The following is a 19002-nucleotide window of genomic DNA, read 5'->3' on the forward strand; positions in this document are numbered from 1 at the left end:
ACTGTCCAACCAAGCAAATCCACCCGGTGTTGCAACCACCGCGTGAATCCGCCGGGTGGCATGGGGATCTTGAGGGCCGCGGGGATTGCGGCGTCTACGGTGGCTACGGCTTGGGGGCCGTTTTTCCACAGGGTTGGTTCTAGCTGGAGTTGGTAGCCGTCTTGGCGGATCAGCTGGCGGGCGCCGTCGGGGTAGGCGACCAGGGCGGCCAGGTCCTCGTAGTGCGCGGAGGTGCGGCCGTTCTCGGTTTCGAGGTGGGCGCTGGTGCGGCCTACGGTCAGTTCGCCTTTGACGACCGGCCAGCCGGAGGGCTTGAAGCGCTGGCCGGTGGGGACGCTTTTCGATCGCGGGGCGTCGATCAGCCAGTTCAGGGCGGGGTCGGTGGTGGAGTCGGGGTCGACCGACAAGAGCAGGTTGCCCCAAAGCACGTCCGCTGCCTGTCGTACGTCGCCGACTGTGATCGCGTCGACCTCCGCGATCAGTTCGTCGCGTCCGTCGGCCTCGCCGCCGAGTAGTACCTCGCGCGCGGCCGCGTACGGCAGCCAGTGTTCGGCCGGCTCGGTCTTGATCCGGCGGATCTCCCGATCGAGGTCGTCGCGCAGTTCGGCGGCGTCCGGACCGCGCTGCCGCAGCCGGCGCAGCACCTCGACGGTCTGCGCGACGATCGTCGGGCGTGCCTCGGGCAGCATGTCGATCCCCGCGGTGATCATCGCGTTCTCGCCGTCCACCAGCTCGTACGACGACCACGCGCTGTACCCGACGCCCGTACCGTGCCGGAATCCACCATCCAGCCCACGCTGCAGCACCCGCGCGAGCGCTCGCCCCGCAGTCGATCGCGCCACCACCCCCGACACCGCCAGCGAGCCGGTCAACCCCGCGAAGCCGGCCGGCAACCGCTGATCGCACGGCACCGCGGCCTTGACTGGCCAGCGCGGTCCTTCGTCCAAGGGCGGCCGCAACCCGGCCGGTGGCGGGCCGGTCAGCGCGAGAACGGCATTCCCCCGCGTGAACATGCTCGCCGCGTACGCCCGGAGTCCATCGGGATCAGCAGTGTGCAGTCCGTATTCGTCGTACCCGACTACGCCCGGACCTTGGGCGCCGTACCGCCACAGCAGATGCAGGTCGACCGGGCCGGCGCGACGCGTGGCGCTCTCCGCGCGGAGCACGCGCCGCTCGTGTTCGAGCTCGCGGAAGTCCGGCGTACGCAGCCAACCGCACAAGTCGCGAAGGAACGCCACGATCTCATCGGGTTCACCCTCGACGTCGAACGTGGTGTGCAGCATCGAGACGGACCCGTTGATCGGCGTACGAATCGAGCCGCGGTCGTGCAGCGCGAGATGTTCGAGCAGGTGCAGCCAGCCGTGCCTGGGCAGTGTTTCGTCCGCTTGACCGCCCCGGAACCACAAGCTGGCCCGCAGCTGGCGCTGGCCGGGCACCCAGTAGACGGGCACCCCGTCGACCTCGTCGGACCGAACCTCACCAGCCATCCCCGCGCATCCTCACTGATCCGAACATGGGTTGGCTCATCCTGCCGGATCCGTGCGCACCCCGCCTCCTTTTTGCCACTATTGACATCGCCACCAACTGGTACCAGTCAGGGGCGTACTGGCATCGTCAGCTGCCGAGCTTTGCCAAGGCGTCGTCCGTGAGGCGGTAGACGGTCCACTCGTCCTGGGGTTTGGCGCCGAGGGACTTGTAGAAGTCGATCGCCGGGGTGTTCCAGTTCAGGACTGACCATTCGAGGCGTTCGTAGCCGTTGCGTACGCATTCCTGGGCGAGCGCGGTCAGGAGCGCCTTGCCCAGGCCGGTGCCGCGGGTTTCGGGGCGGACGAACAGGTCTTCCAGGTAGATGCCGTGGACACCGCGCCAGGTGGAGAAGCTCAGGAACCAGATCGCGCAGCCGACCACCTCGCCCTCATGTTCGGCGACGTGCGCGAAGGCAGCGGGCGTGGCGCCGAACAGGGCGGTGTGCAGCTGGTCAGTGGTCAGCCGGCATTCCTGCGGTGCGCGTTCGTACTCGGCGAGCGCGTACACCAGGTCCACGATCGCTGGGACGTCCTCGGGCCGGGCACGCCGGACTCGCTCGTCGATCTGCATACCGCCCATCCTGCCCTGACGATCCGCCGCCGAGCAGCACACCCTGCCGACCTGCCGACCCCGCCCGACTCACTCCCCGCCGGGCACCTTCGAGAGCGTGCGCCGGATGTACTCGGCGGTGTCGATCCGGCCGAGTTCACGGTCGACCAGGTCCGAGACGTCGCTGCGATCCGGCTCCCAGTCCGCCAGCTTGTTGCTCGCCAGGGCGTCGGTCACTCGCTGCTTCTGATCGTCCTCGAGTTGCTCGAACAGCTCCGGCCAGCGCTGGGCGTAGCGGCACGGCTCGTAGCCCATGGATCGGCTCCCTGCGTAGACAGCATTCCGGTCACCTTAGCGAAAAGACATCTCTTCGCTGTCGGAGCGACGCGGGACGAGGCGGATTGAGTACTCCCAGTACTCACTGTGTGCGGATATTCCGGTTGGAATCATCGCCAGGTCCAGGGGAGATTGGATGTATGGCAGCTGACACGAACAAGACCCGCCGGATCGGTGATGTCGAGGTGTCCCCGATCGGGCTCGGCGCGATGCCGATGTCGATCGAGGGCCGGCCCGACGAGGCCCGGTCGATCGCGACCATCCACGCCGCGCTGGACGCCGGGATCACCCTGATCGACACCGCCGACGCGTACCACCTGACCGCGACCGACGTCGGCCACAACGAGACTCTGATCGCCAAGGCGCTCGCGTCGTACGGCGGCGACACCTCCGATGTCCTGGTCGCCACCAAGGGCGGACACCTGCGACCGGGTGACGGCACCTGGACGCAGGACGGCTCCCCGAAGTACCTGGCCACGGCCGCCGAGGCGTCGCTGAAGCGGCTCGGGGTGGAGGCGATCGGGCTGTACCAGTTCCACCGGCCGGACCCGAAGACGCCGTACGCGGACTCGATCGGCGCGATCCGCGACCTGCTCGACGCCGGCAAGATCCGGATGGCCGGCATCTCGAACGCGAACCCGGAGCAGATCAAGCAGGCCAACGAGATCCTCGGCGGGCGGCTGGACTCGGTGCAGAACCAGTTCTCCCCCGCGTTCCGGTCCAGCGAGCCGGAGCTCGAGCTGTGCAGCGAGCTCGGCATCGCGTTCCTGCCGTGGGCGCCGCTCGGCGGGATCGCCCAGGCCGGTGATCTCGGCGCGAAGCATCCCGCGTTCCACTCGCTGGCCGCGGAGCTCGGGGTGTCGCCGCATCGGTTGACGGTGGCGTGGCTGCTGGCCAAGTCGCCGTACGTGATCCCGATCCCCGGTTCGAGCCGGCCGGAGACGATCCGCGACTCGTACGCCGCGGTCGACCTGCAACTGACCGCGGACCAGGTAGCGATCCTGGATGCCGCCTGACCTGGGCATATTTGCCATACCGCCGGTGTTGAGCAGCGGCATGGAGGACATGCGCGCACTGAGCTACGGATTGGGACAGCAGTACTTCGACGAGCGCAACTACCGGGGTGCGATCCGGGCGCTGAAGCCGGTGGTGGACGACACTCCGGACGATGTCGGGACGCGGCTGCTGCTGGCCCGCGCGTACTACCACGCGGCGCTGCTCAAGCCGGCCGAGGAACAACTCCTCGAGGTGATCGAGCGGGAGCCTACCGAGTACTACGCGCACCTGATGATGGCGCGGACGCTGGAACGGCTGTCCCGGCCGGACGAGGCCGGGAAGCACCGCCGGATCGCCGCCGCGCTGACCGGCGATGAGGACCTGTTGAAGCCGCATACGGTCTGAGCTGTACCTTCCGAAGGCCCGTGATCAACTGATCACGGGCCTTCGGCGTACCTGGAATGAGTTGCACCCGTCCCGCGTTCTGATAGTTTAATAGTTAATCATCTTGGAGGAGGACCGATGCAGTTCGGCGTTTTCAGCGTCGGGGACGTGACCGAGGACCCGACCACGGGCACCACGGTCAGCGAGGCCGAGCGGATCAAGGCGATGGTCCGGATCGCGCTCAAGGCCGAAGAGGTCGGGCTGGACGTGTTCGCGCAGGGTGAGCACCACAACCCGCCGTTCGTACCGTCGTCGCCGACGACCCAGCTCGGGTTCATCGCCGCGCAGACGTCGAAGATCGTCCTGTCGACCTCGACGACGCTGATCACCACCAACGACCCGGTGAAGATCGCCGAGGACTACGCGATGCTGCAGCACCTGGCCGACGGCCGGGTGGACCTGATGATGGGCCGCGGCAACACCGGCCCGGTCTACCCGTGGTTCGGGCAGGACATCCGGAACGGGATCGCGCTCGCGGTCGAGAACTACGCGCTGCTCCGCCGGCTCTGGCGGGAGGACGTGGTGGACTGGGAAGGCAAGTTCCGGACGCCGCTGCAGGGGTTCACCGCGACGCCGCGGCCGCTCGACGGCGTGCCGCCGTTCGTCTGGCACGGGTCGATCCGCTCGCCGGAGATCGCGGAGCAGGCGGCGTACTACGGTGACGGGTTCTTCCACAACAACATCTTCTGGCCGATCTCGCACACCAAGCAGATGATCGACCTGTACCGCCGGCGCTTCGAGCACTACGGGCACGGCGCCGCTGACCAGGCGATCGTCGGCCTCGGCGGGCAGATCTTCATGCGGAAGAACTCCCAGGACGCCGTACGCGAATTCCGGCCGTACTTCGACAACGCACCGGTGTACGGGCACGGGCCGTCGCTGGAGGACTTCAGCCGGGAGACACCGCTGACTGTCGGCAGCCCGCAAGAGGTGATCGAGCGGACGCTGTCGTTCCGCGAGCACTTCGGTGACTACCAGCGGCAGTTGTTCCTGATCGACCATGCCGGCTTGCCGTTGAAGACCGTGCTGGAGCAGCTGGACCTTCTTGGCGAGGAGGTAGTGCCGGTGCTGCGGAAGGAGTTCGCCGCGCTGAAGCCGGCGCACGTACCGGACGCGCCGACGCACGCCTCGCTGAAGGCCGCGGCCGAGCGGGCGCACGACCTGGAGACCATCGAGGAGCCGGTTCGATGAAGGACAAGGTGATCGCCGTCGTGACGGCCGGGCTGACGACGCCGTCGTCGTCCCGGCTGCTAGCGGAACAGTTGGCCGAGGCAGTGCGGGACGAGCTCGCGGGACGTGGGCTGGGTACGCGGATCGAGCTGATCGAGGTCCGGGACCACGCCCACGACCTGACGAACAACCTGCTCACCGGGTTTCCGTCGGCCAGTCTGCGCGAGGTACTGGAGACAGTCGCCGCCGCGGATGCGCTGATCGTGGTCAGTCCGACCTTCAGCGCCTCGTACTCGGGTCTGTTCAAGATCTTCTTCGACGTCCTGGACGACCAGGCGCTGGCCGGCAAGCCGGTCCTGCTCGCCGCGACCGGCGGCACCGAACGGCACTCCCTGGTACTGGAGTTCGCCCTACGGCCGCTGTTCGCGTACCTGAAGGCCGTCCCGGTCCCGACAGCCGTGTACGCGGCCTCAACCGACTGGGGTCCGAACGCCGCAACGCTCCGCCCCCGCATCACCCAAGCCGCTGCCGAACTAGTGGCGACGCTGCACCATGAGACGCCCACCGCCGCCAACCCCTTCGCCAACCCCACGCCCTTCGAGGATCTACTGAACAGCTGACCTCTGCTCGATCAGTTGGCTCAGGCCGTTCAGGATCGTGGTCAGGCCGAAGGTCAGGTGATGGGTCGGGTCCAGGGCGGACTGGAAATGCTCGCCGACCGCCGTGCCCACCCGGCCGGCGGTCGGGAAATGGGTGCCGGACATGACCGTGGTGAGGGTCGGGGAGATCTGACGCCACCACTCCTCGTCGGTCAGGCCGGAGTCGCGCTGGGTGCGGAGTTGCTCGGCGCCTGCGCGGGCGATGCCCTGGACATGGGTGAGGACCAGGGAGAGGGCTGAGTCCATCTCCACATCGGTCAGACCGAGGCCGTCCAGCGGGCGGAGCTCGGTCTCGTACTTGCGGGTGATGTTCGGGCCCAGCGCGGTCCGCATCGTCGGCACCTCGTGAATCCACGGGTGTGCGGTCAGCACCTCCCAGTTGCGGTGCGCGATGAACTCCAGCGCCGCCCGCCAGCCCGGTTGCCGGGCCGGTTCATCGGCATCGGCGTACAGGTCGCCGTACACCCGGTCGAACATCAGGTCGGTCAGCTCGCCCTTGCCGGGGACATGCGTGTACAGCGACATCGTGCCGACCTTCAGCCGCTCGGCGACGGTCCGCATCGACAGCGCCTCGAGCCCGACGGCGTCCGCGACCTCGATCGCCGCGTCGACGATCGCGCGCACGGTCAGGCCGGACCGGCCGGGCTTCGTGTGGGCGCCCCAGAGCAGCGCCAGACTGCGCGCCGGATCGGGCGCCGCCGCCTTTCTTCCCGCCACCGGAACCTTCCTCCGCCGTTCGCCGTTGGAAGCATCGTACCTGAGCCGTACAATGTACGGTACACTCTACGGCTCAACGATCCGAGAGGTGGGAAGTGACGACGGAACGAGTGATCGAAGCTGCCGGGGTACGGAAGAACTACCGCGGCGGTACGGAGGGTGCGGGGCTGAACGGCTTCGACCTGGAGGTCACGGCCGGTACGGTGACCGGTCTGCTCGGCCCGAACGGTGCCGGCAAGACAACAGCGGTACGCATCCTGTCCACATTGCTGGAGCTGGATTCCGGTAGCGCGCGAGTCGCCGGGTACGACGTACGCCGCCAAGGTGCCGAGGTACGGCGCCGGATCGGCCTGGTCGGGCAGTACGCGGCGGTGGACGAGGTACTGACCGGCCGGCAGAACCTGGTGCTCTTCGGCCGGCTGAATCACCTCGGGCACACCAAGGCGGTACGCCGTGCGGACGAACTGCTCGAACGGTTCAGCCTGACCGAGGCGGCCGGCCAAGCGGTCGGCAAGTACTCGGGCGGGATGCGACGGCGCCTCGATCTCGCGGCCAGCCTGATCGTGGCACCGCGGGTGCTGTTCGTGGACGAGCCGACAACGGGGCTGGATCCGGCCGGGCGGATCGAGGTGTGGTCCGCCGTCCGGCAACTGGTCGCCGGCGGGACGACGGTGCTGCTGACCACGCAGTACCTGGATGAGGCGGATCAACTGGCGAACCGGATCTCGATGCTGAAGGAGGGAAAGGTCGTCGCCGAAGGAACACCGGACGAGTTGAAGACCCAGCTGGGATCGGACTGGCTGGATCTCGTCCTGACCGATCCGGCCGAGGTGGCGCGCGTGGTCGAGCTGGCCGGGCCGCTGGCCGACGGGGAGATCCGGGTGGACGACGTACGCGTCAGCGTGCCGGTGAAGGACCGGACCAAGGCGCTGGTGGTGATGGCGAATTCGTTGCATGAGGCAAACATCGAGCCGGCCGACCTGACCTTGCGGCGGCCGACGCTGGACGAGGTGTTCCTGCACCTGACCGGAACGGAGGTGGCGGTATGACCGCGTTCGGATGGGCGCTCGCGGACAGCTGGACGATCGCGCGGCGGACGCTGACGCACTGGCGGATGCAGCCGGGGGTGGTGATCTTCACCTGGTTCTTCCCGGTGCTGATGCTGCTGATGTTCGGCGCGCTGCTCGGCGGGGCGATGGAGCTGCCGGGCGGTTCGTCGTACTACGAGCTGCTGGTGCCCGGGATCTTCGCGCTGGCGATGCTGTTCGGGCTGGAAGGAACGATGACGGCGGTCACCACCGACGTCTCGAAGGGGGTGACGGACCGGTTCCGGTCGCTGCCGATGAGCTCCGCCGCGGTGGTGCTCGGCCGGTGCATCGCGGACATGCTCGACTCGATCGTGACGCTCGCGGTGCTGGTCGGTACCGGGCTCGCGCTGGGCTGGCGCTGGCATGAAGGGTTGCCGTCGGCGCTGGCCGCTTTCGGGTTGCTGTTGTTGCTGCGGTTCGCGCTGTTGTGGGTCGGGATCTTCATCGGGCTGACCGTGAAGAACGCGCAGAGCGTGACCATGGTGCAGGTGCTGGTGTGGCCGGTCGGGTTCCTGTCCAGCGCGTTCGTCGCGACGTCGACGATGCCGGGCTGGCTGGGCACGATCGCCCAGTGGAACCCGCTGTCGTCCACGGCCACCGCGGCCCGCGCGTTCTTCGGCAACCCCGACCCGTCGGCGACAGCCACCTGGATCGGCACCCACGCGACCCTGGCCGCAATCATCGCCCCACTACTACTGGTCGCGATCTTCCTGCCCCTGTCGGCTCACCGCTTCCGCACACTGTCGCGGTAGACGTCGGCCGGCGGGTCAGGGGGCGATGTAGCTGGTCGGGCGTCTGCGCGGAAAGTACACCGCGCGGACGCCCGATCCGCCGGTTCAGGGTCTGGAGGATGCTCAGGGGGTCAGTTGGCCGCCGTTGATTTCGATGATTTGGCCGGTGATGTAGGAGGACATTCGTTCCGAGGCGAGGAACAGGATGGTGCCGACGCATTCGTGTGGGGTGCCGGTGCGGCCCATCGGGATGGTGGCGAGCATGGCCTGCATCTGGTCCTCGCCGGTGTGGCGGTCGTGGAACGGGGTCTTGATCACACCCGGCGCGATCGCGTTCACCCGGATGCCGTCCGGCGCGAGTTCCTTCGCCAGCCCGCGGGTGAACGTACTCACGGCGCCTTTCGACGTCGCGTACACGACCGACCCGCCGGCGCCACCCGTACGCCCCGCGATCGAGGTCACGTTGACGATCGAGCCGCCACCCTGCGCCTTGAAGACCGGCACGATCCGGCGGCTGAGCGCGAACACCGAGGTCAGGTTGACGTCCAGAATCCGGTGGAACTCCTCGTCCGGTACGTCCGCCACCGGGGAGCGGTTGACCAGGTCACCGGCGTTGTTCACGAGTACGTCGATCCGCCCGTACTGTGCGAGCACCTCGTCGACGAACGCATCCGCCGAAGCCGAGTCCGCGAGATCCGCCTGGTGCAGCGAAGCCGTACCGCCGGCCATCTGCACCGCACCCACCGTGTGCTTCGCCCCCTCCTCGTTCCGGTGGTAGTGCAAAGCCACCGCCGCCCCCGCCTCCGCAAACCCCACCGCCGCCGCGGCCCCAATCCCACTACTGGCCCCCGTAACCACCACAACCTGATCCCTGAAATCCACATATCCCATACGCCCTATCCTCTCCCAGTGGCTCGTTCCGCACTGATCGCCGCGTATGTCGCGTGGCCCGCCGGCGTTGTCGTCGTGCGATTGCTGACTCGCATCCGCCCGAGATGCCTGGTCGCGACCGGTCTCGGCTACTTGATCGCGCTTGTGCTGGCGACGACTGCCACGCCGGCCGCACGGATGATTCCGGTGGGGTTGATCGTCGGAGCGGGAGTAGCTGTGGGCGGCTGCCTGGGAACGGCGCGCGGCGTCGTGTTCACCTGGGACCAGCAGCAGACCCACGGGGCGTACGAGGGGCAGATCCCGGTCGGCGATCGGCTTGCCGAGATCTGGTCGGCGGTGATCGGAGTCGCCGGAGTACTCGCTCTGCTCTGAAGGAACGCGCCGGGGAGGGGGTGCGGGTGGGTGGGGCGGGGGTATTTTCGAGGGATGGGATACGCGCTCGGGGAGTTGGGGTTGCGGCGGTGGCGTACGGGGGACGCGTTGCGGCTGGCGGCGGCGCATGATGATCCGGAGATGGTGAACCAGGGCGGGATCCGGGACCGGGCCTCCGCGGTGGACTGGATCGGGCGGGTCGCGGATCTGGACAACGGGCATGTGTACGCGGTCGCGGACGCCGAGGATCATCCGATCGGGTGCGTGGGGGTGACGAACATCGACCGGCACCGGGTCGGGTGGACCTGGTACTGGACGCTGGCCGAGGTACGCGGTCAGGGGGTCGCACGGGACGCACTGCGCGCGCTGGCCGACTGGGCGCACCGGGACGCGGGGCTGTACCGGCTCGAGCTCGGCCACCGGCTGGGCAACCCGGCCTCCTGCGCGGTCGCCGCGGGCGCCGGCTTCCTGTACGAAGGCGTCGAACGCGAACGCCTGGCCTTCGACGGCGCCAGGTACGACGTCGAACGCCACGCCCGCCTGATCACCGACCCGCTCAACCCACCCCAGCGCCCGGTCCACATCTCCAACTGAAACCGCGGCAGCTCGACAGTACGTATATGCCCACTTGCCCGCTAGCCGAGCGGACTGCAGGCGTGCGCGCGCCCGCAGTGGTCGTATACGTACTGTCGAGCTGCCGACGGACTCAGAGGGTGAGCTTGGGGTGGCGGTTGACGTCCTTGTAGAGGAGGTAGCGGAAGCGACCGGGGCCGCCGGCGTAGCAGGCTTGCGGGCAGAAGGCGCGGAGCCACATGAAATCGCCTTCCTGCACCTCCACCCAGTCCTTGTTCAGCAAGTAGATCGCCTTGCCCTCCAGGACGTACAGCCCGTGCTCCATCACATGCGTCTCCGGGAACGGGATCACCCCACCCGGCTCGAAACTGACGATGTTGACGTGCATGTCGTGGCGTACGTCGTCCGGGTCCACGAACCGTTGGGTCTTCCAACGCCCTTCGGTGTCCGGCATCTCCCGCCCGGCGACCTCCGCCTCGTTGGTGATCAGCGCCGGCGGTACGTCGATCCCCTCCACCCGCTCGTACGCCTTCCGCACCAGGTGGAACGTCGCATGCGCATCACTGGTGTTTCGTACCGTCCAATCACCGCCCGGCGGCAGGTACGCGTACCCACCTTCACCCAACGTGTGCTTGTCCCCGGCAACAGTCAGCACAACGTTGCCTGAGACAACAAACAACACCGCCTCGGCGGCCGGATCCGTTTCGGGCTTGTCGCTTCCACCTCCCGGCGCGACCTCGACGATGTACTGCGAGAAGGTCTCGGCGAACCCGGACAACGGCCGCGCGATCACCCACAGTCGGGTGTCGTCCCAGAACGGCAGCCGGCTGGTGACGATGTCGCGCATCGTGCCGCGGGGCAGCACCGCGTACGCCTCGGTGAAGACGGCCCGGTCGGTGGTCAGGTCGGTCTGCGCGGGCAGTCCGCCCTTCGGCGCGTAGAAGGTCATCGTTCTCCTCGGGTCAGCAGGCGGCCGCGCGGTCCGGCGGCGATGTCGACGGGTACGCCGCGCAGCCAGGTGCTCCGGACGACGCCGGTGAGCGTACGGCCGTCGTACGGCGTGATCGCGTTCTTGTGCTGGAGTTCGTTCGCCCGCACGGTGAAGGTTTCGTCCGGGGCGAAGACGGCGAGGTCGGCGTCGGCGCCCAGCTCGATCCGGCCCTTCGTACCCAGACCGGTCTGCTCCGCCGGCGCTTCGGCCATCCAGCGGACCACGTCGGCGAGCGTGAAACCGCGCCGCCGGGCCTCGGTCCAGACGGCGGACAGGCCGAGCTGGAGGGAGGCGATCCCGCCCCACGCGACGCCGAAGTCGCCGGTGTCGAGGTGCTTGAGGTCGATCGTGGACGGCGAATGATCGGACACGACCAGGTTGATCGTGCCGTCGCGCAGTCCTTCCCAGAGCAACTCGCGGTTCGCGGCCTCGCGGATCGGCGGGCAGCACTTGTACTGGGTGGCGCCGTCGGGGATGTCCTCCGCGGTGAAGCTCAGGTAGTGCGGGCAGGTCTCGGCCGAGATCCGTACGCCGTCGGCGCGGGCGGCCGCGATCAGCGGGAGGACGTCCGCGCTGGAAACGTGCAGGATGTGTACGCGGCAACCGGTCTTTTTAGCCAGCTGGATAACGGCGGCGACGGCGTCGTTTTCGGCCGTGCGGGGGCGGGAGTTGAGGAAGTCCCGGTAGCTCGCGCCGTTCGGCGGGGCGGCGGTGTCGATGCGGTGCGCGTCCTCGGCGTGCACGATCAGCAGGCCGTCGAACGAGCTGATCTCCCGCATCGCCGCCTCGAGCTGCTGGGGGTCGAGCGGCGGGAACTCGTCGACTCCGGAGTGCAGCAGGAAGCACTTGTAGCCGAAGACGCCGGATTCATGCAATGGGCGAAGGTCGGCGAGGTTGCCCGGGATCGCGCCGCCCCAGAAGCCGACGTCGACGTACGCCTGGGTGTCGGCCGTTTTGCGTTTGAGCGCAAGCGCCGAGACGTCGCAGGTCGGCGGGATGCTGTTCAGCGGCATGTCGACAATCGTGGTGACGCCGCCACGGGCCGCCGCTCTGGTTGCGGAGGTGAAGCCTTCCCAGTCGGTGCGGCCGGGATCGTTGACGTGTACGTGCGAGTCGACCAGGCCGGGCAGCAGGACCTCGTCGTCGGCCAGGTGGAGCTGGGTGGTCGCGTCGAGGTCGGCGTCGTACGGGGCGATCGCGGCGATCTTTCCGTCGTGGATGCCGATCGCGCATTCCTGCTCGGCCGCCGCGCGTACCACCCGGCGAGATCTGATCACAAGGTCGAGCTCGCTCATGCGCTGCCTCCCTCCGTCCGTGCCATCGTAAGATGCTCGACCGCTATCTGTTCGCCTAGTTGTTCCAGCAGCGGTCGCGGGTGCGCGATGCAGCGCTCGACGTCCGGCTCAAGATCGGTGAGCGCGTACGCAGCCCGTACGCCAACCTCCTTCAACTGCCGATCACCCAGCCGATTAACCCCACAAACCACCACCACCGGAACCTCCCCAACCAGCCCACACTCAGCCGACCCACCACCGGCTGGCTCACCGCTCGTTGAACGGTTCGCGGTCGACGCACTGCCGGTTGACCGGACCGCAGCAGCTACCCCGGCGACTGCCTTGCCGTGGAGGGTTTGTTCGTCCAGGGCGCCTTCGCCGGTGATCACCAGGTCGGCGCCGGCCAGCTTCTCGTGGAAGCCGACCATCTCCAGCACCAGCTCGATGCCCGATCGGAGCTCGGCCTCGAGGAGTGCAAGCGCCGCGAACCCGACCCCACCGGCAGCACCCGCGCCCGGCACATCCCGAAGATCACGACCGGTCGCAGCCGCCACCACATCCGCCCACTTGCTGAGCCGCTCATCCAACTCGCGCACCTGCTCAGGCGAAGCACCTTTCTGCGGCCCGTACACAGCAGCCGCCCCGTTCGGCCCAGTCAGCGGATTGTCCACATCACAAGCAACAACCACCTCCACACCTCGCAACCGGCGCCGGAGTTTCTCTAGATCCAGCGTTTGAGTGCCAGTCAGGGCGTGGATCAGGCCGGTGCCGCCGTCGGTGGAGGCGCTGCCGCCGATCCCCAAGATGATCCGGGTACAGCCGGCGTCAATAGCTGCACCGATGAGTTGGCCGGTGCCGTACGTGGTCGCAGTCATAGGCGCCGGGACACCACCGGGAAGATGCACCAACCCAGAAACCGCAGCCAACTCCACAACAGCAGTCGCACCACACCCCGACTGCGGCGAATGGGTGGTGGTGCAGGTGTTGCGGGCGTAGGTGGTTTGTCGGGGGTGGCCGGTGGGGCCTTGGGCGGGGGTGGGGATGGGGGTGTAGCCGGCGGCGAAGGCTGCGGTTAGGGTGCCGTCGCCGCCGTCGGCTACTGGGATTGTGATGACTGTGGCGTGCGGGATTGCGCGGTGGATTCCGGTGGTGAGGGCGGCCGCGACCTCGGGGCTGGACAGGCTGCCTTTGAATTTGTCGGGCGCGATCACCACCCGGCACTCCCCGGCGGAGCCGGCAGCGGAGGTGGGTGGCTTCATTAGTCCAGCAGGGCGAGGGCGGTCGGGGCGTCCTGCGGGGAGATGGCCAGGTCCTCGAATTCGATTACGTTGTCGATCTCGACGCCCATCGACACGTTCGTGACGCGTTCCAGGATCACCTCGACCACGACCGGCACCTGGTACTCGACCATCAGCTTCTTGGCCTCCTCCAGCGCCGGCCCGATCCCGTCCGGTTCGAACACCCGCAGCGCCTTGCACCCGAGCCCCTCGACCACCTTCACATGATCGACGCCGTACCCGTTCACCTCAGGACTGTTGATGTTCTCGAACGACAACTGCACGCAGTAGTCCATGTCGAAGTTTCGCTGTGCCTGCCGGATCAGCCCGAGGTACGAGTTGTTCACCACCACATGGACGTACGGGATGTTGAACTGCGCCCCCACCGCAAGCTCCTCGATCAGGAACTGGAAGTCGTAGTCCCCCGACAACGCAACCACAGTGCTGTCCGGATCAGCGATCGCAACCCCGAGCGTCGCCGGTACGGTCCATCCGAGCGGACCGGCCTGTCCCGCGTTGATCCAATGCCGCGGCCGATACACATGCAGCATCTGCGCCGCCTGGATCTGCGAAAGGCCGATCGTGCTGACATACCGAACGTCCGGCCCGAAAGCGCGGTTCATCTCTTCGTACACGCGTTGCGGTTTGATCGGGGTGTTCTCGAAGTGCGTCTTGCGTTGCAGGGTCGTACGCCGCTCCCGGCACTCCGCCGCCCACGCCGAACGGTCCGCCAGCCTGCCGTCGGCTGCCCATTCGCGGGCGACCTCGACGAACACCTGCAGAGCGGCGCGCGCATCCGAGACCACCCCGTAGTCGGGGGCGAACACCCGGCCGATTTGCGTCGGCTCGATGTCCACGTGGATGAACTTCCGCTCCCCCCGATAGACCTCCAGTCCGCCGGTGTGCCGGTTCGCCCACCGGTTGCCGATCCCGAGGACCAGGTCGGACGCCAGCATCGTCGCGTTCCCGTACCGATGGGAGGTCTGCAGCCCGACCATGCCCGCGGCCAGCGGGTGATCGTCCGGCAGCGCACCCCAGCCCATCAATGTCGGTACGACCGGGATGCCCGTCAGCTCGGCAAACTCGACCAGCAGGTCGGCCGCGTCCGCGTTGATGATCCCGCCGCCCGCGACGATCAGCGGGTGCACGGACGCGCCGAGCATCGACAGCACCTTCTCCGCCTGCGCCCGGGTGGCGGCCGGCCGCGACACCGGCAGCGGCTCGTACGTTTCGATGTCGAACTCGATCTCGGCGAGCTGAACGTCCAGCGGCAGATCGACCAGTACGGGACCCGGCCGCCCTTCGCGCATCACCTGGAACGCCTTCTGGAACGTACCCGGCACCTGCGCCGCCTCCATCACCGTGACTGCCCATTTCGCGACCGGCTTGGCGATCGCGGAGATGTCGACGGCCTGGAAATCCTCCTTGTGCAGCTTCGCGACCGGTGCCTGCCCGGTGATGCAGAGGATCGGGATCGAGTCGGCGGAAGCGGAGTACAGCCCGGTGATCATGTCCGTACCGGCCGGTCCGGAGGTACCGATGCAGACGCCGATGTTCCCCGCGCGCGCCCGGGTGTACCCCTCGGCCATGTGCGATGCGGCTTCGACGTGCCGGGCGAGGACGTGCTTGATGCCGCCGTGCGCCCGGATCGCGCTGTAGAACGGGTTGATCGCGGCGCCGGGCAGCCCGAACGCCTGCGTCGACCCCTCCTTCTCCAGGATCAGGACCGCGGCGTCGACCGCGCGCATGCGGGCCATCAGCCGGCCTGCCCGTTCGACTCGAGTCCGGACAGCCGCTCGACCCCGCGGAGCAACGCCGAGTGGTCCAACCCACCGTCGCCGTTGGCACGCGCGGAGGCGACCAGCTGGGCAACCAGAGCACCAAGCGGTACGGCCACGCCCGCCTCGCGCGCTGCCGCGGTGACGATGCCCATGTCCTTGTGGTGCAGGTCGATCCGGAACCCGGGCTCGAAGGAGCGGGACAGCAGGTTCTCCTTCTTCTGGTTCAGTACGGTCGAACCCGCGAGGCCACCGCCCAGTACCTCGAGCGCCGCCTTCGTGTCGACGCCGTACGCCTCGAGGAAAACGACCGCCTCGGAAACCGCCTGGATGTTCGCGGCAACGATCAGCTGGTTGGCCGCCTTCACCGTCTGGCCGGAACCGCTCGGGCCGACGTGCACCACGGTCTTGCCGACCACGTCAAACAGCGGCTTGGCGGCAGCGAAGTCGTCCGCCGCGCCGCCGACCATGATCGACAGAGCAGCGTTTTTGGCACCGGCCTCGCCACCGGAAACCGGAGCGTCGAGCAGCCGGAAGCCCAGGGCCTGCGCCTGCTCGGCGAGTTGCTGGGTGACATCCGGGCGGATGCTGGAGAAGTCGATGATCAGCGAGCCGGTCTCGGCCAGCTGGAAGACGCCGTTCTCCCCTTCGAGGACGTCCTGGACGTCCGGCGAGTCCGGCACCATCACGCAGATCACGTCGGCGCCCTTGACCGCGTCGGCGAGCGAACTCGCGGCGCGACCGCCGGCGGCGACCAGGGCGGCGCTGCGCTCCGGCGACCGGTCGAGCCCGGCCACGGTGTGCCCGGCGTTGGCGAGGTGGACGGCCATCGGGTTGCCCATGATGCCGAGACCGATGAAAGCGATGTTCGTCATGATTCGTCTCCTGAGATCAGCGGCGCTCGAACGGCAGCCAGCCGAAGCTTGCTTCTGACGTGGTGGACGGCTTGTACTCGAGCCCGGCCCACCCGGTGTAGCCGTTCGCCGCGAGGGCGGTCAGCTGGTTGCCGAGCGCGAGCGTGCCGGTACCGGGCTCGTTCCGGCCGGGCGCGTCGGCGAGCTGCACGTGCGCGATCCGGTCGGTGTGCTCGGCGATCACCCGGTCGACGTCGTCGCCGTTGACCGCGAGGTGGTACAGATCGGCAAGCAGACCGAGGTTCGGTACGTCGTCGTACGCCGCCTGGACGCGGTCGATCACGGCCAGCGCGTCAGCCGCGGTCTTCAGCGGGTACTTCTCGGCCCCGCTGACCGGCTCGAGCAGCACAGTCGCGTCGATCCGGGCGGCGGCGCGGGCGGCGAGCGCGAGGTTCTCGACCGCTACCTCGTCCTGCTCCGCGGCGGTCGCGCCGTCGACGCGGTTGCCGTACAGGGCGTTGAAGCCGCGGGTGCCGAGTCGTTCGCCGATGCCGACGGTGACGTCGAGGTTGTCCCGGAACTCGCCGGATCGCTTCGGCCAGGACACCAGCCCGCGGTCGCCGCCCGGCATGTCACCGGCGAAGAAGTTGAGCCCGGTGAGCTGTACCCCGGCGTCGGTGATCGCGGTGACGAACGCGTCGACCTGACGGTCCGGCGGCACCGCCGCGACGAACGGCCACCAGAACTCGACCGCACCGAACCCGGCCCGCCGCGCGGCCGCCGGCCGTTCCAGCAGAGGCAGCTCGGTGAAGAGCAGCGAACAGTTCACCGTGTACCGCAGGGGCTGACTCATCCCGACTCCCGTTCCGCAATTTCCGCATTGTGGAAATCTGTTTCTGTTCTGCGAAAACAGTAAGCGCGCACCAAATCCGCGTCAACCCTTCGCCCACCGCTCAGCCCGCCGCGTACGTCGCCATCGAGCGCACCTTGAGAACCCACCGCGTACTTTTCGGGCTCGGGGATGCGTGGTGGGTTCACAAAGCCGGCGTGGAGGCGCGGGGAGGTGCGGCGAAGGGGGTGTGGCGGGGGTGTCTCGCGTGGGTGCGCGCGTTGTACGTTCCTCTAAAGGGCGGTGGTGAAGGTGTTGCTGGGTGAGTTGCTGGATGCGCCGGAGCTCGGGTTGCGGTTGCTGCATTCGGCCGGTGGTGTGCTGGATCGGCCGATCGGCCGGCTGGTGACGACCGATCTGCTCGAGCCGGGGCGGTACCTGAGTGGCGGCGAGGTCGTGCTGACCGGGCTGGTTTGGCGGCGGCAGGCGGACGACAGCGAGGTGTTCGTCGCCTCGGTCGCGGGGCGTGGCGCGACCACGATCCTCGCGGGGAAAGCGCAGTTGGGTGACGTACCGCCCGATCTCGTCGATGCCTGCCGCCGGTACGAGGTGACGCTGATCGAAGTACCGGTCGAGATCGCCTTCGCGGACATCACCGAGTACGTCGCCGCGGCCGGATCAGCCGAAACCGGCGCGCGCCTGTCCGCGAGTCTGGTACGCCAGCGGCAACTGTTGTCGTCGATCGCGGCCGGACGGAGCCTGGACGAACTGGCCGCCCGGATCTCCGCCGAAATCGGGCACGACTGCCGCGTACTGACGCCGACCGGGCGCCATGTCGTACCAGGTCCGGGCGAGCTGGACGATGCCGCGATGGACGTCGTGACCAAGTGCTTCCTGACCGCGGACCGTACGCCCGCGGTGGCCACGACGAGCGACGCCGCGTACAGCCTGTTCCCGGTCGGGTCCGGCTTCGGCAACCGGCTGACCGCTTGGGTGCTGGTGATCGACGGCGACCACAATCAGTGGTCGCGGGACCATGTCGAGGCCGTCCACGAGCTGTCCGCGATCGCCGCGCTGGACCGCGCTCGCCGGGACGAAGGCCGTCGAGCGCTCCGCCCGCTGGTCGCCGACGCGCTCGCCCTGGTCGAGTCCGGCGCGCCCCAAGCCGAGGTCGCCGCGCGGCTTCGGCAGGCGGGCGCGCATTCCGAGCGGCCGATGGTGGTCGCCGTCGCCGAGCTGCGTGACGACGGTCCGAGTGAGGTCGCGCTGAGCCTGCTGGAGGATGTCGCGCTCACCGTCGGCCCGGCCGTGGTCGCGCCCGGCCGCGACGGTCTGCTGGTCGGTTTCCTGCCGTCGACGCCCGAGCTCCCGGAGCACCTGCGCCGCGCCTTCGGCCGGCTCGGCCCGGGCCTGAACCGCGGCCGGCTCGCGGTTGGAATCAGCGGCGAGACCTCGATCGACGCGCTGGCCGGCGCGCTCGAAGAAGCCCGGTTCGCCCAACGCGCGGCCGGTGCCGGGCGGGCTCCGGTCTCCGTGGTCACCTCAGACGAGGTCGCGTCCCACGTGCTGCTCCTCGCCACACTCCCCGACGACGTGCGGCGTACATACAGCCACCGCGTGCTCGGTACGGTCCTCGACCACGACCGCCGTACGCACGCGGACCTGCTCGCCACCCTCCAGGCCTTCCTCGCCTGCTCCTGCTCCTGGACCCGGACCGCGGAGTCATTGCACCTGCACGTCAACACCGTCCGGTACCGGATCGAACGCGTTGAGCAACTGACCGGACGCGATCTGTCGCGACTCGAGGACCGGGTGGACGTGTTTCTCGCCCTGAAGTCCCTCTGATTGTGTGATCGCACAAAGACAGGTGTTCATCGGCGGTTCAAGTTAGGACGTTCACCGGGTGCCGCCGGGGCCGTGCCGCGCGGATGCTGGCGTGCAGGTCA

The 19002-nt window shown here is 68.3% G+C and carries 20 protein-coding genes; 9 read left to right on the forward strand and 11 right to left on the reverse strand.

The window, feature by feature from the left end; all coding sequences use genetic code 11:
* The 3 genes from ABD260_RS34185 to ABD260_RS34195 all read right to left on the reverse strand — a co-directional run.
* Nucleotides 1-1487, reverse strand: a 1487-nt coding sequence (locus ABD260_RS34185; RefSeq protein WP_344240504.1) for a peptidase M16 family protein, incomplete at its 3' end; no start/stop codon positions are given.
* Between the two features lie 127 nt (nucleotides 1488-1614).
* Nucleotides 1615-2097: a GNAT family N-acetyltransferase gene (locus tag ABD260_RS34190; protein WP_344240506.1), complete on the reverse strand. Its 483-nt coding sequence runs from the start codon at nucleotides 2095-2097 to the stop codon at nucleotides 1615-1617.
* 69 nt (nucleotides 2098-2166) lie between these two features.
* The gene (locus ABD260_RS34195; protein ID WP_344240508.1) at nucleotides 2167-2391 is read right to left on the reverse strand and encodes an antitoxin VbhA family protein; all 225 of its coding nucleotides are present in this window, start codon (nucleotides 2389-2391) and stop codon (nucleotides 2167-2169) included.
* A 161-nt stretch (nucleotides 2392-2552) separates the two neighbouring features.
* Here ABD260_RS34195 and ABD260_RS34200 point away from each other — a divergent pair, with 161 nt between their 5' ends.
* From ABD260_RS34200 to ABD260_RS34215, 4 genes are all read left to right on the forward strand, one after another.
* On the forward strand, nucleotides 2553-3428 hold the full coding sequence (locus ABD260_RS34200) for an aldo/keto reductase (RefSeq protein WP_425553468.1): 876 nt from the start codon (nucleotides 2553-2555) through the stop codon (nucleotides 3426-3428).
* Nucleotides 3418-3813 carry a tetratricopeptide repeat protein gene (locus ABD260_RS34205; protein WP_344240510.1) on the forward strand — a complete coding sequence of 132 codons (396 nt, stop codon included), beginning with the start codon at nucleotides 3418-3420 and terminating at the stop codon, nucleotides 3811-3813. Before ABD260_RS34200 ends, ABD260_RS34205 begins: the two co-directional genes overlap by 11 nt.
* Nucleotides 3814-3930: 117 nt before the next feature.
* On the forward strand, nucleotides 3931-5043 hold the full coding sequence (locus ABD260_RS34210; protein ID WP_344240512.1) for an LLM class flavin-dependent oxidoreductase: 1113 nt from the start codon (nucleotides 3931-3933) through the stop codon (nucleotides 5041-5043).
* Nucleotides 5040-5642: an FMN reductase gene (locus tag ABD260_RS34215; protein WP_344240514.1), complete on the forward strand. Its 603-nt coding sequence runs from the start codon at nucleotides 5040-5042 to the stop codon at nucleotides 5640-5642. The genes ABD260_RS34210 and ABD260_RS34215 overlap by 4 nt, the downstream gene beginning before the upstream one ends.
* On the opposite strand, the gene ABD260_RS34220 is transcribed toward ABD260_RS34215, so the two are convergent.
* A complete protein-coding gene (locus tag ABD260_RS34220; RefSeq protein ID WP_344240516.1) occupies nucleotides 5628-6398 on the reverse strand; it encodes a TetR/AcrR family transcriptional regulator in 771 nt (256 codons plus the stop codon). The genes ABD260_RS34215 and ABD260_RS34220 overlap by 15 nt on opposite strands.
* Nucleotides 6399-6493: 95 nt before the next feature.
* Here ABD260_RS34220 and ABD260_RS34225 point away from each other — a divergent pair, with 95 nt between their 5' ends.
* Both ABD260_RS34225 and ABD260_RS34230 read left to right on the forward strand, forming a co-directional pair.
* A complete protein-coding gene (locus ABD260_RS34225) occupies nucleotides 6494-7447 on the forward strand; it encodes an ATP-binding cassette domain-containing protein (RefSeq protein WP_344240518.1) in 954 nt (317 codons plus the stop codon).
* Entirely contained in the window at nucleotides 7444-8238 is a 795-nt protein-coding gene (locus ABD260_RS34230) for an ABC transporter permease (protein ID WP_344240520.1), read from the forward strand. The genes ABD260_RS34225 and ABD260_RS34230 overlap by 4 nt, the downstream gene beginning before the upstream one ends.
* Before the next feature lie 102 nt (nucleotides 8239-8340).
* On the opposite strand, the gene ABD260_RS34235 is transcribed toward ABD260_RS34230, so the two are convergent.
* Nucleotides 8341-9108: an SDR family NAD(P)-dependent oxidoreductase gene (locus ABD260_RS34235; RefSeq protein ID WP_344240522.1), complete on the reverse strand. Its 768-nt coding sequence runs from the start codon at nucleotides 9106-9108 to the stop codon at nucleotides 8341-8343.
* Between the two features lie 18 nt (nucleotides 9109-9126).
* Here ABD260_RS34235 and ABD260_RS34240 point away from each other — a divergent pair, with 18 nt between their 5' ends.
* On the forward strand, nucleotides 9127-9480 hold the full coding sequence (locus tag ABD260_RS34240; protein ID WP_344240524.1) for a hypothetical protein: 354 nt from the start codon (nucleotides 9127-9129) through the stop codon (nucleotides 9478-9480).
* Nucleotides 9481-9534: 54 nt separating this feature from the next.
* Nucleotides 9535-10074 carry a GNAT family N-acetyltransferase gene (locus ABD260_RS34245; protein WP_344240526.1) on the forward strand — a complete coding sequence of 180 codons (540 nt, stop codon included), beginning with the start codon at nucleotides 9535-9537 and terminating at the stop codon, nucleotides 10072-10074.
* 112 nt (nucleotides 10075-10186) lie between these two features.
* Here ABD260_RS34245 and ABD260_RS34250 read toward each other — a convergent pair whose 3' ends face one another.
* The 6 genes from ABD260_RS34250 to ABD260_RS34275 are packed head-to-tail and all read right to left on the reverse strand — an operon-like array spanning nucleotide 10187 to nucleotide 17080.
* Nucleotides 10187-11002 (reverse strand): bifunctional allantoicase/(S)-ureidoglycine aminohydrolase, encoded by an 816-nt coding sequence (locus ABD260_RS34250; RefSeq protein ID WP_344240528.1) that lies wholly within the window; start codon nucleotides 11000-11002, stop codon nucleotides 10187-10189.
* Nucleotides 10999-12339, reverse strand: a complete 1341-nt coding sequence (gene allB / locus ABD260_RS34255) for an allantoinase AllB (protein WP_344240530.1) — start codon at nucleotides 12337-12339, stop codon at nucleotides 10999-11001. Before allB ends, ABD260_RS34250 begins: the two co-directional genes overlap by 4 nt.
* Nucleotides 12336-13577, reverse strand: coding sequence for a glycerate kinase (locus tag ABD260_RS34260; RefSeq protein WP_344240532.1), 1242 nt, complete (start codon nucleotides 13575-13577; stop codon nucleotides 12336-12338). The genes allB and ABD260_RS34260 overlap by 4 nt, the downstream gene beginning before the upstream one ends.
* Nucleotides 13577-15352 (reverse strand): glyoxylate carboligase, encoded by a 1776-nt coding sequence (gene gcl / locus ABD260_RS34265; RefSeq protein ID WP_344240534.1) that lies wholly within the window; start codon nucleotides 15350-15352, stop codon nucleotides 13577-13579. Before gcl ends, ABD260_RS34260 begins: the two co-directional genes overlap by 1 nt.
* Nucleotides 15352-16248: a 2-hydroxy-3-oxopropionate reductase gene (locus tag ABD260_RS34270; protein WP_344240536.1), complete on the reverse strand. Its 897-nt coding sequence runs from the start codon at nucleotides 16246-16248 to the stop codon at nucleotides 15352-15354. Before ABD260_RS34270 ends, gcl begins: the two co-directional genes overlap by 1 nt.
* A gap of 16 nt (nucleotides 16249-16264) precedes the next feature.
* Nucleotides 16265-17080, reverse strand: coding sequence for a hydroxypyruvate isomerase family protein (locus ABD260_RS34275; protein WP_344240538.1), 816 nt, complete (start codon nucleotides 17078-17080; stop codon nucleotides 16265-16267).
* A gap of 282 nt (nucleotides 17081-17362) precedes the next feature.
* Here ABD260_RS34275 and ABD260_RS34280 point away from each other — a divergent pair, with 282 nt between their 5' ends.
* The gene (locus tag ABD260_RS34280) at nucleotides 17363-18901 is read left to right on the forward strand and encodes a PucR family transcriptional regulator (RefSeq protein WP_344240540.1); all 1539 of its coding nucleotides are present in this window, start codon (nucleotides 17363-17365) and stop codon (nucleotides 18899-18901) included.
* The last annotated feature ends 101 nt before the right edge of the window (nucleotides 18902-19002 follow it).

Source organism: Kribbella hippodromi (assembly GCF_039531045.1).
Taxonomy (GTDB): Bacteria; Actinomycetota; Actinomycetes; order Propionibacteriales; family Kribbellaceae; genus Kribbella; species Kribbella hippodromi.